This window comes from Enterobacter sp. (assembly GCF_977039595.1).
Genome location: NZ_CDRQYH010000086.1, coordinates 1 through 13,730, shown reverse-complemented (window position 1 = coordinate 13,730; position 13,730 = coordinate 1). Strand labels below are relative to the sequence as shown.

The following is a 13,730-nucleotide window of genomic DNA, read 5'->3' as shown; positions in this document are numbered from 1 at the left end:
CAAAATGACGAAAGCAGGTATGCCTGAAAGCGTGCGTATTGCCTGAAAACACAACCCGCTACGGGGGAGACTTACCCGAAATCTGATTTATTCAACAAAGCCCTCAAAACGCTGTCGTTGCCGATATCGCCGGTGGGCTGGGTAATTTATTGCTGGCCGTTTTACGTCGAAACCCGACTCTGACGGGGATCCTTTTTGATCAAACAGACGTGCTTGAGCGGAATCGACTGTATCTGTTGAATGATCATCGCCGATGGGAGACCGTTGAGGGCAGTTTTTTTGAAGCCTGTCCTGTAGCAGACATTTATCTACTTAAATACATTTTAATGGACTGGCCTGATGAAAAGGCCATTCAGATACTTCAATGCTGCAGAAATGCTATGAAAGAAAACTCCAGGATATTAATTTTTGAACCACTTATTAAAAAAGAAAATAATGAACAGGGACGATTTGAAATTGACCTTCTTTTGTTAACAAGCTTTGATGGAGGACGGGCAAGAACAGAGTCTGAGTATCAGACCTTGTTTGAAAAGACTCGTCTGAAGCTAAACAAAATAATAGACACCCGTTCGTATCTGTCGATTTTAGAAGTCGTACCTGTTTGAACTGTTTAAATATCATTCACTGATCATGTGTCTGGCATTCCGTTTTACCATATTCCTGCTACCCTTGTTTGTTGTACCAGGAGCATGAATATGAAAAACAAAGATGAACAAACCGGATTAGTGGGGCTGGCGATTGGGGCCGCCGTTATTGGGCTGGTTTCAGCGCAAAAACCGATCCATCGCAACAGTATAGTGGATGAACTGGTCAGACTCGGCAGGCAAAAAGGCGATGGTGTAGAAGACGAGGTTTTCGTTAAAGCGGCCGAGCTCGTGAGAAAAGGGGTATAGCCCATGGCTGAAAGACGAAATGCGAAGTGCCACTGCGGCGCGGTGGCATTCACCGTTGAACTTACTGATGGCCTCAACACCGCGCGGCGCTGCAGCTGTTCCTTTTGTCGAATGCGAGGCGCTGTCGTCGTTTCTGCACCGCTGTCGGGGATTACGGTGACCAAAGGTGAGGATAAGCTCACCGAGTACCGCTTTAACACGGGAACGGCACGGCATTTCTTCTGCTCGGTGTGCGGGATCTACACGTTCCATCAGCGGCGTTCTAACCCAAACGAATATGGCGTGAATGTCGCCTGTTTTGAAAACGTTTCACCATTTGATTTTCCAGAGGTGAAGGTGATGGACGGGGTTAACCATCCCATGGATGGAGAAAGTGGCGTATTTGGCTATCTCACTTTTCGCGAGAAAGGTGAACAGCAGGCATGATTGCCGCCTGGCCACTCTTTAATCAGCCTGGCTATAGTGGAGAATGGTTATCTGATACAGGAGAAACTATGCTTTGTGTTGAAAAAGACGATCCGCGTGAGGCCCCTGAATCAGGCGATAAAAAGCCTCAACCTGTGAAAAAATAACGCGACCTATGCGTATATCCGCCACCGGCACTGCTGGTGGCTTTTTGTTTCCTGGTAAACGGTCAACTGCCATCCAGATGGTTTAACAGCGCGCCGAGATGCCCGACAATATCACCAAAATCAAAAATTAACGCCATCCACACCAATGCTAAAAGGGTAAGGACGGCAAGAGATACACGACCAAACAACGCTGTTATCCTTAATGACAAAAGGGCTATCTCCGTAGTCTAACCAGCTTTCTTTCAACTTTCCCTCAACCAATCCCTTTCTGAAACTATCTTTTGTGACTTACTTCAAAAACAAGCGAGCCCGCACCATGATGCGGGCTCTGACAATCAGAACTGGTAAACCAGACCTAACGCTACGACGTCATCCGTGCCGATGCCGTTGTTTTTGTAGAAGCTGTAATCTTCATCCAGCAGGTTAATTTTGTAATCAACGTAGGTGGACATGTTTTTATTGAAGTAGTAGGTCGCGCCTACGTCAGCGTATTTAACCAGATCCCGATCGCCCTGACCGTTGCCCAGGTCCTTACCTTTCGACTGCAGGTAGGAAAGGGACGGACGCAGGCCAAAGTCGAACTGGTACTGGGCGGTCACTTCAAAGTTCTGGGTTTTATTCGCTACGGAATTGGTTTTATCACCATACGGTGTCATATTGCGGGTTTCAGAGTACATTGCCGCCAGATAGATGTTATTGGCGTCATATTTCAGACCCGCAGTCCACGCATCCGCTTTGTCACCGCCCGCAGTGGTATTCATGACCTGCTCGTTGGTGCGATCTGAAGAGGTGTACGCCGCACCTGCAGTAATGCCGATGCCGAAGTCATAGGTGGTAGAAATACCGAAGCCGTCGCCGTTCTCGTGACGCGTGTCGCGGCCGTTGTTGGTGCCTTCCTGGTTGTTGCTGGCATCTTCATTTTTGCCCTGATACTGCAGCGCAAAGTTCAGGCCCTGCACCAGACCGTAGAAGTCGGTGTTACGGTAGGTTGCCACACCGTTGGCGCGGCTGGTCATAAAGTTGTCGGCTTTAGAGTAGGAGTCTCCGCCGAACTCAGGCAGCATATCGGTCCAGCCTTCCACGTCGTACAGCACGCCGTAGTTACGACCGTAATCGAAGGAGCCGTAGTCACCCACCTTTACACCAGCGAAGGCCAGACGCGTCCAGGACTGATTATCAGACCCTTCCGTATTATTAGCCTGAATGTTGTATTCCCACTGCGCGTAGCCGGTCATCATATCGTTGATCTGCGTTTCACCCTTGAAGCCCAGACGCAGGTAGGTTTGATCGCCGTCAGCACCTTTATCGTCGGAGAAATAGTGCAGACCATCTACTTTTCCATACAGATCTAATTTGTTACCGTCTTTATTATAAATCTCTGCTGCATGAGTTGCGCCAGCCATTAACAGAGCCGGAATCATCAGGGCCAGTACTTTTCTTTGCATTGTGATATTCCTTTGCAGTTGTTTTTATTTAATTACCTGTTGAACTTTCAGAATGAGAAAGTTGTCTCATGCTAAATCACCCCTGTGGGAGAGTAATAAAATATAATTGTTACGAAATAAGTTAAATCTAAACCGAATAAATCAGCGGAAATGATCATTGGTCGGATGAATGATTTAAAAGTGAGTATATTAAATAGCAATTATTAATTGGTTATTAATTACTTTTTTCTTGATGGTGTTATATGCATTTATATGCTTTTAAGATGATTGAATCATAATTAACACGAATGCTATTAAGCAAACAAAATAGATATTCATTGATTATCTGGATTCGCCCGGTGTGAATGCGCCGGGCTTTTTTATGGCAAAAATATGCCCGGACAAGCCGGGCAGAGGTACTAGTCGCTGGTCGGTTTTTCGGCTTTACCCGCCATTTGCGCCAGGAAGTCATAACGTTTTTGCAGATCGGCCGCGGCATCTTTCCAGAGCTGTTCGGCCACTTCCGGCTGCTGCGCGTTAAGGCGACGGAAGCGCTGTTCCTGCATTAACGTCTCGGCCAGGTCATGTGACGGCGGACGCGAATCCAGCGCCAGCGGTAATTTACCCTCATCAGCACGACGCGGGTCGAACCGGTACAGCGGCCAGAAGCCCGTCGCGGTCAGCTGACGCATCTGGTCGTGGCTGAGCGCCAGATCGTAGCCATGCTCTTCGCAAGGGCTGTATGCAATGATCAGCGATGGGCCAGGATACGCTTCCGCTTCCTGAATCGCTTTTACCGTCTGGTTAAGCTGGGCACCCAGCGAAATTTGCGCGACGTAAACATGACCATACATCATCATGCTTACACCGAGATCTTTGCGCGCCTTGCGTTTACCGTGTTCGCCGAATTTCGTCACAGCGCCTAACGGCGTAGCTTTCGATGCCTGACCGCCGGTGTTGGAATAACACTGCGTATCCAGAACCAGGATATTGACGTTTTCGGTCAGGCTCAGCACGTGATCCAGCCCGCCAAAGCCGATGTCGTAAGCCCAGCCGTCACCGCCAATCAGCCAGATCGATTTTTCGACCAGCGCGTCCGCGTCGGTCAGCAGCTGCTCAGCTCCCGCCACGCCCTGAAGCGCCTGACGCAGCTCGGCGACTTGCTCACGACGTTCTTCTGGCGTTGCATCCGCATGAAGCGCGTCATTGAGCCCGGCAGGAAGCTGCCCGGCAAACTGCTCCAGCAGGCGCACCACGCGTGCGCGGTGCTGATCAACGGTCAGGCGGAAGCCCAGACCAAATTCGGCGTTGTCCTCGAACAGCGAGTTTGCCCATGCCGGACCGCGACCGTTGGCATCGGTGGTGTAGGGCGTGGAGGGCAGGTTACCGCCATAAATAGACGAACAGCCGGTTGCGTTGGCAATCAGCATCCTGTCACCGTACAGCTGGGTAAGCAGCTTGATATAGGGTGTTTCACCGCAGCCTGAACAGGCGCCGGAGTATTCAAACAGCGGCGTGATCAGCTGCGAAGTGCGAATATCAATGCGTTCCAGTTTGCTGCGATCGATTTCCGGCAGATTCAGGAAGAAGTCGTAATTAATTTTCTCCTCTTCAACGTGCTCCAGACGCGACATCATATTGATGGCTTTGATCTCCGGATCCTGCCTGTCTTTCGCCGGACAGACCTCGACGCACAGGTTACAGCCGGTGCAATCTTCCGGCGCGACCTGCAGAACGTATTTCTGACCGCGCATATCGCGGGATTTCACATCCAGTGAATGCAGGCTGGCTGGGGCGGATTCCATTTCTTCCGGTGAAACCACTTTGGCACGAATGGCCGAGTGCGGGCAGGCCGCTACGCAGTGGTTGCACTGGGTACACAGCTCTTCTTTCCAGATAGGGATCGCTTCGGCGATGTTACGTTTTTCCCAGCGTGTAGTACCCATCGGCCAGGTGCCATCCGGCGGCAGCGCAGAGACGGGCAGGGCATCACCCAGACCGGCCAGCATCGCCGCCGTCACGGTCTTAACGAAATCAGGCGCAGCATCGGACACCACCGGAGGGCGGTTCGGGCTTGCGGCATTGACCGGCTGCAGCGGTACCTCATACAGCGACTCGCGCGCCAGCGCCAGCGCCTGCCAGTTACGCTCGACTAATTCCTGTCCTTTGCTGCTGTAGCTTTTGGCAATCGCGCCCTGCAGTTCCGCCAGCGCGCTGTCGCCCGGCAGAATATTGGTCAGATGGAAGAAGGCCATCTGCATAACGGTATTGATGCGCGCGGCCAGGCCACATTCGCGGGCAATTTTTGCCGCATTAACCACAAATAAACGGGCTTTTTTCTGGTTCAGCACCGCCTGTACTTCCTGCGGCAGGCGAGACCAGACCTCATCCGCGCTGTACGGCGTATTCAGGAGGAAAATACCGCCGGGCTTCAGGCGCTCGGCCATCTGGTATTTATCGATAAACTGCAGTTGGTGGCAGCCAACAAAATCAGCCTGAGAAATAAGATACGCGGAGCGAATGGGCTGTTCGCTCACGCGCAGGTGGGAAACGGTCAGGCCGCCTGCTTTTTTGGAGTCGTAGACGAAGTATCCCTGGGCGTACCATGGCGTTGAGTTGCCGATGATTTTGATGTTGTTTTTTGTCGCGGAGACGCTGCCGTCGCTGCCCAGACCATAGAACAGCGCCTCAAGTTTGGCGGTCGAGGGCAGGGTATTTTCCGGCAACGACAGGGACAGATTCGTCACATCATCATAAATACCGACGGTAAAGCGCGGCTTGGGGTTCGCTTCACTGAGTTCGTTGAATACCGCCAGCACGCAGTCCGGCCCAAATTCCTTGGACGATAACCCATAGCGACCTCCGATCACGCGCGGCAGCGTTTCACGTTCGCCCTGATTAAAGGCTTCTGCCAGGGCCGTCATCACATCCAGATACAGCGGTTCCGCCTGCGCGCCCGGCTCTTTAGTGCGATCGAGCACCGCCACAGCGCGCGCGCTTTCAGGCAGAGCCGAAAGCAGATGTTTGGCCGAGAACGGGCGATAGAGCCGCACCTTAAGCACGCCAACTTTTTCGCCGCGCGTCAGCAGTTCATCAACAACTTCCTCGCAGGTGCCAATGGCCGACCCCATCAGCACAATGACCCGTTCCGCCTGCGGATGGCCGTAGTACTCAAAGGGTTTATATTCCCGACCGGTCGCGGCGGCAAAGTCATTCATCGCCTGTTCAACATGGTCGTAAACCGCGTTGTACCACGAGTTCGTGGCCTCGCGGGACTGGAAATAGGTATCCGGGTTTGCCGATGTCCCGCGAATAACCGGGTGTTCCGGATTAAGGGCCCGGGCACGATGCGCGTCAATGTCCGCCTGCGGGAGCAGATTCAGGATTGTCTCGTCAGCCAGCGGGACGATTTTGTTAATTTCGTGAGAGGTGCGGAAACCATCAAAGAAGTGAATAAACGGCACGCGGCTTTTAAGCGTGGCGATATGTGAAATTAAGGCAAAGTCCTGGGCTTCCTGAACGCTGCTGGCGCACAGCATCGCGCAGCCGGTCTGGCGTACCGCCATCACGTCAGAGTGATCGCCAAAGATAGAGAGCGCGTGAGTGGCAACGGTACGCGCCGCAACGTGCAGAACGAAGGGGGTCAGTTGACCGGCGAGTTTGTACAGAGTAGGGATCATTAACAGCAATCCCTGAGATGAGGTAAACGACGTGGAAAGCGCGCCGGTTTGAAGCGCGCCGTGCACAGTGGCAATCGCACCGGCTTCTGACTGCATTTCAACCACTCTCGGGACATCGCCCCAGACGTTTTTTAACCCGTTACCCGCCCAGGCGTCCGCCTGCTCGGCCATGGTAGAACTTGGCGTAATCGGGTAGATGGCGATAACTTCACTGGTGCGAAACGCGACTGAGGCAACTGCACCATTACCGTCAATAGTTTGCATAGGACAACACCCTTACATTGCGCAAAAAATAGGGGTCTGTATTACGGCAACAAACCCTGAATATTATCTGTGTATTCTAGCAAACGGGGGATTTTACGATTTTCGCTTTTGTGTCCTTGGTATTCTCGCCATCAATGAGTAGATCAAACTTTTGGCGAAAAAATTGCGAGAAATTGTTTCCGGAGCGCATAAATACGCACTTTCGCTCTCGACGACATGGGCTGTGATGCCTATTATGCATAGGTTTCGCATCATTTATGGGGGAGAAAGCATGCGCTCAGCGTTTTTGGTAGGGTGTGCCGCATTATTGTTGTCGGCATGTAGCAGTGAACCCGTTCAGCAGGCAACGGCAGCCCACGTGGCGCCGGGAATGAAAGCGGCGATGTCCAGCTCTGGTCAGGCTAACTGCGCAATGATTGGCGGTTCGCTGTCTGTCGCTCGCCAGCTTGATGGTTCTGCTATTGGGATGTGCGCCTTGCCAAACGGCAAACGCTGTAGCGAACAGTCGCTTGCCGTTGGAAGCTGCGGTAACTACTGATTATTCTACACGCTTAAACATCAGCGTTTTATCGGCTGTCGCCAGCGTTAACTGGTCTTCAGTCAGGTCGACCTGCGCACCTTTGCGCAGCATGTCGCCGATGGCCTGATCCAGCTCATTCAGCTGCTGTTCAGTACAGAGCTTGCGCGTCATCGCCAGCGTTTTAACCTTAAGCTCGCCTTCGGACAATTTCCCCTGTCCGTTGAAGCGGTTACACATCTGGCCGGAAACGCTGATGTTATTCACCAGGCTGATGTCTGGCAGCGCACTAAAACTGAGCTCAGGTTGCGTTGTCGAGGTCTTCACGGCCTTACCGTTCACGTTTTCCAGCACGAAGCGGTGATTCTGAAGTTGCTCCGGCTGAACGGAGGCTTTACCCGGGTTAACGCAGCCGGTAAGAACAAGACTGATAACACTTAACGCGATGAGCTTTTTCATTTTTCTTCTCAAACTATAAACACTGTGAATCTTTTTCCAGTGTAACGATACGCTGTCGCGCGTTAATGGGGTTTATCTGAAAGTGCGGGGGAACAGGGCAACGCAGCGGTTGCCCGGAATGATGTTAATGCGATTTAAACCCTGCAGCCGTCATCAGCATACGGAAGAGCATGCTGACAGCAGCCAACGCCAGTACGCTGCCGCCCCAGATAATGGCCAGCCACAGTAATCTTTTCCAGACCGGTTGTTGCATCAGTGATAACCCTCCCCATGCTGAACTTTGCCGCGAAATACGTAGTAACTCCAGAAGGTGTAGACCAGAATAACGGGAATGATCAACAGCGCGCCGACCAGCATAAAGCCCTGGCTTTGCGTCGGTGCGGCGGCCTGCCACAGGGTAATCGACGGTGGAATAATATGCGGCCAGATGCTGATCCCAAGCCCGCTAAAGCCGAGGAATACCAGCCCCAATGTCAGAATAAACGGACGGCTATGGCTGGCGGGATTATTCAGGCAGCGCCACTGGTACAGGCTAAAAATCACCACCAGAGCAGGAACCGGCAGCAGATAAAACAGATTCGGCAGCGTAAACCAGCGCGCGGCGATGGCCGGTTGCGCCAGCGGCGTCCAGAGGCTAATGGCGGCAATAAACGCCAGCAGCACGATTAACAGCGTTTTAGATACCTCGCGCATCCGCTGCTGCAGCGCATTTTCGCTTTTCATCACCAGCCAGGTCGAGCCTAACAGCGCATAAGCTACCACCAGCCCGGCGCCACAAAACAGGTTAAACGCGGTAAACCAGTCAAAGGGGCCGCCGGTATAGGCCCGGTCGGTGACGGTAAAGCCGTTAATGACGGCGCCTACCGTCACGCCCTGGGTAAACGTCGCCAGAATTGAACCACCTATGAACGCCTTATCCCAGAAAGGACGGTGCGCCGGGGTGGCCTTAAAACGAAATTCAAATGCCACCCCGCGGAAAATAAGTCCGATCAGCATTAATGTCAGCGGAATGGTGAGGGCATCCACGATCACCGCGTAGGCAAGCGGGAATGCGCCGAACAGCGCAGCGCCGCCAAGCACCAGCCAGGTTTCATTTCCGTCCCAGACCGGCGCGACGCTGTTGACCATTACGTCGCGATCGTCGGCGTTCTGCGTGGCCGGGAACAGAATGCCAATTCCCAGATCAAAACCGTCCATGACGATATACATCAGCGTGGCGAAAACGATGATCACAAACCAGATAATGGAAAGATCAATACCCATTATGGCTGCTCCTTATGTTCAGTTGTGACGGCAGAAAGCGGGCGCGCCGGACGTCCGTCGGACTCGGTGGCGAAAGATTCATGCGGCTGCGGGCCTTTTCGGATGAGGCGCACCATATAGCTGTAACCCACGCCGAATACCGAGGTATAGACGACGAAGAAGGCCAGCAGGCTCACGCTCATGTGCAGGTCTCCGTGGGCAGAAACCGCATCCTTCGTTCGCTGGAGCCCATAGACCACCCACGGCTGGCGGCCCACTTCGGTGGTGATCCATCCGGCCAGAATGGCAATCAGCCCCGATGGCCCCATCAACAGCGCAAACCACAGGAAGGGGCGCGACGAATAAACGCGATTTTTATAGCGAAGCCAGAGTGCCGTTACCCCGAGAAGCAGCATCAGCATGCCCAGACCCGCCATAATGCGGAACGACCAGAAGACGATGGTGGAATTCGGGCGATCTTCCTTTGGAAACTCTTTCAGCGCCGGAACCTGTTTATCCAGACTGTGCGTCAGGATGAGACTCCCCAGCGCCGGGATCTCCAGCCCAAAGCGGGTGCGCTCCTGCTCCATATCCGGCCAGCCAAACAGCAGCAGCGGGGTAGGCTCACCCGGCGGATTTTCCCAATGTCCTTCAATCGCGGCAATCTTGGCGGGCTGGTGCTTTAAGGTGTTCAACCCGTGCATATCGCCAACCATGGCCTGGATGGGGGCGACAATCAGCGTCATCCACAGCGCCATCGAAAACATCGCCCGGATGGCGGGGGTATTATTCCCGCGCAGCAGATGCCATGCCGCGGATGCGCCCACAAACAGGGCGCTGCTCAGGAACGCGGCTATCGACATATGCAGCAGGCGGTAAGGGAAGGAGGGATTAAACACCACCGCGAACCAGTCCACCGGCACCACCTGACCGTTGACGATCTCATAGCCCTGCGGGGTCTGCATCCAGCTGTTTGAAGAGAGGATCCAGAAGGTAGAGATAATGGTCCCCAGCGCCACCATGCAGGTGGAGAAAAAGTGCAAACCCGGTCCGACCTTGTTCCAGCCGAACAGCATTACGCCGAGGAACCCGGCTTCGAGGAAGAAGGCGGTAAGCACTTCATAGGTCAGAAGCGGGCCGGTAATACTGCCCGCAAATTGCGAAAAGCCGCTCCAGTTGGTGCCAAACTGGTAGGCCATCACCAGCCCGGACACCACGCCCATGCCAAAGTTGACGGCAAAAATCTTCGACCAGAAATGGTACAGCGAGCGCCAGACCGGATTTTTTGTTTTCAGCCACAACCCTTCGAGCACGGCAAGATAGCTTGCAAGACCGATGGTAATGGCCGGGAAAATAATGTGAAAGGATACGGTAAAGGCAAACTGTATCCGTGCAAGGTGAAACGCATCTAAACCAAACATGCACAGCCTCAATGTCAAACGGTGTGCTGTTATGGTATAGGGGCGAAGATCTGACTATCAGACTCAGAAAAGTGATTTTTAACCATAACAGTTGGCATAATACTCATGCTTTAGCCATCTGATATACTTCTCGGATGAGGAATAAAAATACTGTTTTTATGAATTTTACGCATAAAACTGCTTGCTTTGTCGTCAGCGCCGTGCGTTAATGGTCTTCTGGTTTTGAGTCCAAATAAATATCTGACGTAGTTTTATAAAGCAGTTCTCATCACGTTGTGCCTCTCCGCAGCCTCTCTTGGGTCTTTATCTACATTCCGATTCGTTTTGTTTAAAACCATTATGCCCAATCGGCCCATTAGTAATTTACGTTTTTACGTTTACAGGAGAATCCTATGACTTCTTATATCCATTTCCGCTGCCCATGCTGTCATGGCTCGCAGTACCGTACCTCAGTCTTTGATGTGTCTGAGAAAAACCCACTCGGCGCGAAATGCATCTTTTGCAAATCGTCGATGATAACGCTCGATCACCTGGCCGCTGCGCGTCAGGCGCAAAGCCACGTTACCGAGTACCGTAAGTAATTCGTTTCCCGAACTATAACAGTTAGCTAAATCTTCTCTTTTTCTCCTGCTGATATACACTGTCAGTCACAAGGAGAATCTGATGAAAAAATACCAGCGTCTGGCGCAACAAATTATCTCGCAGATAGAGCTTGGCGTATGGCTGCCGGGCGATAAGCTGCCTTCTTTGCGAGAGCAGGTGGCGAGCAGCGGCATGAGTTTTATGACCGTTGGCCACGCGTATCAGATGCTGGAAAGTCAGGGGCGCATTGTCGCCAGACCGCAGTCGGGCTATTACGTTGCCTCGCGCCCGACCGCACATCAGCCTGCTCCGCCTGCCCAGGTGATGCGTGACGAAGTAGTGGATATTAACACCTACATCTTCGACGTCTTACAGGCTAGCCGCGATCCGTCCGTTGTCCCTTTTGCCTCCGCTTTTCCCGACCCACGGCTTTTCCCGCTGCAGCAGCTCAACCGATCGCTGGCGAACGTCAGCAAAACCGCGACGGCGATGAGCGTGATTGAGAACCTGCCGCCGGGTAACGTCGATCTCCGCCACGCCATTGCCCGCCGCTACGCGCAGCAGGGGATGAACATCTCCCCGGAAGAGATCGTGATCACCGCAGGCGCCCTTGAAGCGCTCAATCTCAGCCTGCAGGCGGTGACCGAGCCGGGCGACTGGGTGATAGTCGAAAACCCCTGTTTTTACGGCGCGCTGCAGGCCCTGGAACGCCTGAAGCTTAAAGCGTTGTCGATTGCGACGGACGTCCGCGAAGGGATTGACCTGAATGCCCTTGAACAGGCGCTGAAGGAGTATCCGGTTAAAGCCTGCTGGATAATGACCAACAGTCAGAACCCGCTTGGCTTCACGCTGAGCGCGGAGAAAAAAGCGCAGCTTGTCGCCCTGTTAACGCAGCACAACGTTCCTCTGATTGAAGACGACGTCTACAGCGAGCTCTATTTTGGGCGCGAAAAACCTCTTCCGGCGAAAGCATGGGATCGTCAGGATATGACGCTGCACTGCTCGTCCTTTTCAAAATGTCTGGTGGCCGGTTTTCGCATCGGCTGGGTTGCGGCAGGAAAACACGCGCGACGTATTCAGCAGCTGCAGCTGATGAGCACGCTCTCCACAAGCTCACCTGTGCAGCTGGCGCTGGTTGATTACCTGGCGACGAAACGCTACGACGCCCATCTGCGCCGCCTGCGGCGTACGCTCGCCGAGCGAAAGCAGCAGGCCTGGCAGTCCCTTTTGCGCCATATGCCTGCCGGCGTCAAAATCCATCATAACGACAGCGGTTACTTTTTATGGCTGGAGCTTCCGGCGCATCTGGACGCGGGGCTGCTGAGCGAAAAAGCCCTAACGCATCACATCAGCATTGCCCCCGGAAAGATGTTTTCCACTTCTGACGCATGGACGCCGTTCTTCCGTTTTAATACGTCGTGGGCCTGGGGAGAGCGAGAAGAGCAGGCGGTCATTCAGTTAGGCAAATTAATTAGCACGATGCTGGAATAATCCTTTTTTCGTTTTTTAAATATTCATTTCTTATCCTGATGACGGCACTGTGAATATTTCGCGGTGCCCTGTCATAGGAAATCTGCATACCGTCTCTCGCGGCTAACTCCTTGTCTATAATCCAGTTAACGGGGAATGCGCCCTCGGTCACACCTTGATGAAATTTCCTTAAGCCGAACGGTGCGGCGCATTCGCGCGGTCTACGTTTAATAAGGGAGATATTTTTACGGCACGGCTGCCGCTAAATTTCATTGCGACAGGAGTAACCCTTATGAGCAAAAAATTTGCCCGCAGCAGCCTGTGCGCGCTCGGCATGACTATCATGACAGCGCAAGCCGCAGAACCACCAAAGGCCATCGGCGACGGGGAAGGTCGACTGGATATTATCGCCTGGCCGGGATACGTCGAACGCGGACAGACGGATAAAAACTACGACTGGGTCACCCAGTTTGAAAAAGAGACCGGGTGTGCGGTGAACGTCAAAACGGCGGCCACGTCGGATGAAATGGTCAGCCTGATGGCGAAAGGGGGATATGACCTGGTCACCGCCTCAGGTGACGCTTCCCTGCGCCTGATCATGGGCAAACGCGTCCAGCCGATTAACCCCGATCTTATCCCCAACTGGAAAACCCTCGACGAACGGATTGTGAAAGGGGAATGGTTTAACGTCGGCGGGAAAGTCTACGGCACGCCGTACCAGTGGGGGCCAAACCTGCTGATGTACAACACCAAAACCTTCCCGACGCCGCCGGACAGCTGGAGCGTGGTCTTTACCAAACAGGATCTGCCGGATGGGAAAACCAATCAGGGACGCGTGCAGGCGTATGACGGCCCGATTTACATCGCGGATGCCGCGCTGTTCGTCAAAGCCACGCAGCCGCAGCTGGGTATTAAAGACCCGTACCAGCTCACCGAAGCACAGTATGCCGCCGTGCTTAAGGTGCTTCGCGACCAGCATGCTCTGATTCACCGCTACTGGCACGACACCACCGTCCAGATGAGCGACTTCAAAAACGAAGGCGTCGTGGCCTCCAGCGCCTGGCCGTATCAGGCGAATGCCGGCTTTGTTGAATAAATCGAACTTTTGCTGAGTTGAAGGATCAGATCACGTATCTTCCCGACAACGCAGACCGTTCCGTGGCAAAGCAAAAGTTCAAAATCACCAACTGGCCCACCTACAATAAA

Annotated in this window: 14 protein-coding genes and 1 pseudogene; 8 read left to right on the top strand and 7 right to left on the bottom strand. The window is 53.2% G+C overall.

What is annotated here, in order from left to right:
- Positions 1 to 89 precede the first annotated feature (89 nt).
- The 4 genes from ACWYRJ_RS18575 to ACWYRJ_RS18560 all read left to right on the top strand — a co-directional run bounded on the left by ACWYRJ_RS18575 (position 90) and on the right by ACWYRJ_RS18560 (position 1,465).
- Positions 90 to 605, top strand: a complete 516-nt coding sequence (locus ACWYRJ_RS18575) for a methyltransferase (RefSeq protein ID WP_455508401.1) — start codon at positions 90 to 92, stop codon at positions 603 to 605.
- 90 nt (positions 606 to 695) lie between these two features.
- The gene (locus tag ACWYRJ_RS18570) at positions 696 to 893 is read left to right on the top strand and encodes a hypothetical protein (RefSeq protein WP_023312007.1); all 198 of its coding nucleotides are present in this window, start codon (positions 696 to 698) and stop codon (positions 891 to 893) included.
- Positions 894 to 896: 3 nt separating this feature from the next.
- Positions 897 to 1,319, top strand: a complete 423-nt coding sequence (locus ACWYRJ_RS18565; RefSeq protein ID WP_111963684.1) for a GFA family protein — start codon at positions 897 to 899, stop codon at positions 1,317 to 1,319.
- A gap of 68 nt (positions 1,320 to 1,387) precedes the next feature.
- On the top strand, positions 1,388 to 1,465 hold the full coding sequence (locus tag ACWYRJ_RS18560) for a hypothetical protein (protein WP_223239581.1): 78 nt from the start codon (positions 1,388 to 1,390) through the stop codon (positions 1,463 to 1,465).
- A 62-nt stretch (positions 1,466 to 1,527) separates the two neighbouring features.
- Here the strand turns inward: ACWYRJ_RS18560 and ACWYRJ_RS18555 are convergent, their stop codons facing one another.
- The 3 genes from ACWYRJ_RS18555 to nifJ form a co-directional block, all read right to left on the bottom strand.
- Positions 1,528 to 1,653 (bottom strand): hypothetical protein, encoded by a 126-nt coding sequence (locus ACWYRJ_RS18555; RefSeq protein ID WP_258525023.1) that lies wholly within the window; start codon positions 1,651 to 1,653, stop codon positions 1,528 to 1,530.
- A 147-nt stretch (positions 1,654 to 1,800) separates the two neighbouring features.
- Positions 1,801 to 2,910 (bottom strand): porin OmpC, encoded by a 1,110-nt coding sequence (gene ompC / locus ACWYRJ_RS18550; protein ID WP_455508400.1) that lies wholly within the window; start codon positions 2,908 to 2,910, stop codon positions 1,801 to 1,803.
- 398 nt (positions 2,911 to 3,308) lie between these two features.
- Positions 3,309 to 6,833 carry a pyruvate:ferredoxin (flavodoxin) oxidoreductase gene (gene nifJ / locus ACWYRJ_RS18545; protein ID WP_455508399.1) on the bottom strand — a complete coding sequence of 1,175 codons (3,525 nt, stop codon included), beginning with the start codon at positions 6,831 to 6,833 and terminating at the stop codon, positions 3,309 to 3,311.
- A 271-nt stretch (positions 6,834 to 7,104) separates the two neighbouring features.
- Here nifJ and ACWYRJ_RS18540 point away from each other — a divergent pair, with 271 nt between their 5' ends.
- Complete coding sequence (locus ACWYRJ_RS18540) at positions 7,105 to 7,371, top strand: putative hemolysin (protein WP_032658293.1); 267 nt, start codon at positions 7,105 to 7,107, stop codon at positions 7,369 to 7,371.
- Here the strand turns inward: ACWYRJ_RS18540 and hslJ are convergent, their stop codons facing one another.
- The 4 genes from hslJ to ACWYRJ_RS18520 form a co-directional block, all read right to left on the bottom strand.
- Entirely contained in the window at positions 7,372 to 7,809 is a 438-nt protein-coding gene (gene hslJ, locus ACWYRJ_RS18535; RefSeq protein WP_111963681.1) for a heat shock protein HslJ, read from the bottom strand.
- 124 nt (positions 7,810 to 7,933) lie between these two features.
- Positions 7,934 to 8,062 carry a DUF2474 domain-containing protein gene (locus ACWYRJ_RS18530; RefSeq protein ID WP_008501283.1) on the bottom strand — a complete coding sequence of 43 codons (129 nt, stop codon included), beginning with the start codon at positions 8,060 to 8,062 and terminating at the stop codon, positions 7,934 to 7,936.
- Positions 8,062 to 9,072 (bottom strand): cytochrome d ubiquinol oxidase subunit II, encoded by a 1,011-nt coding sequence (cydB, locus tag ACWYRJ_RS18525; protein WP_455508398.1) that lies wholly within the window; start codon positions 9,070 to 9,072, stop codon positions 8,062 to 8,064. Before cydB ends, ACWYRJ_RS18530 begins: the two co-directional genes overlap by 1 nt.
- Positions 9,072 to 10,472: a cytochrome ubiquinol oxidase subunit I gene (locus tag ACWYRJ_RS18520; protein WP_249575967.1), complete on the bottom strand. Its 1,401-nt coding sequence runs from the start codon at positions 10,470 to 10,472 to the stop codon at positions 9,072 to 9,074. Before ACWYRJ_RS18520 ends, cydB begins: the two co-directional genes overlap by 1 nt.
- A 392-nt stretch (positions 10,473 to 10,864) precedes the next feature.
- Between ACWYRJ_RS18520 and ymcF the strand changes: the two genes are divergently transcribed.
- From ymcF to ACWYRJ_RS18505, 3 genes and pseudogenes are all read left to right on the top strand, one after another.
- Positions 10,865 to 11,053 (top strand): cold shock small protein YmcF, encoded by a 189-nt coding sequence (gene ymcF, locus ACWYRJ_RS18515; RefSeq protein WP_028013309.1) that lies wholly within the window; start codon positions 10,865 to 10,867, stop codon positions 11,051 to 11,053.
- A gap of 82 nt (positions 11,054 to 11,135) precedes the next feature.
- Positions 11,136 to 12,545: an aminotransferase-like domain-containing protein gene (locus tag ACWYRJ_RS18510; RefSeq protein WP_127731091.1), complete on the top strand. Its 1,410-nt coding sequence runs from the start codon at positions 11,136 to 11,138 to the stop codon at positions 12,543 to 12,545.
- 271 nt (positions 12,546 to 12,816) lie between these two features.
- Positions 12,817 to 13,605, top strand: a pseudogene (locus ACWYRJ_RS18505) (extracellular solute-binding protein); the annotation flags it as partial.
- Positions 13,606 to 13,730 lie beyond the last annotated feature (125 nt).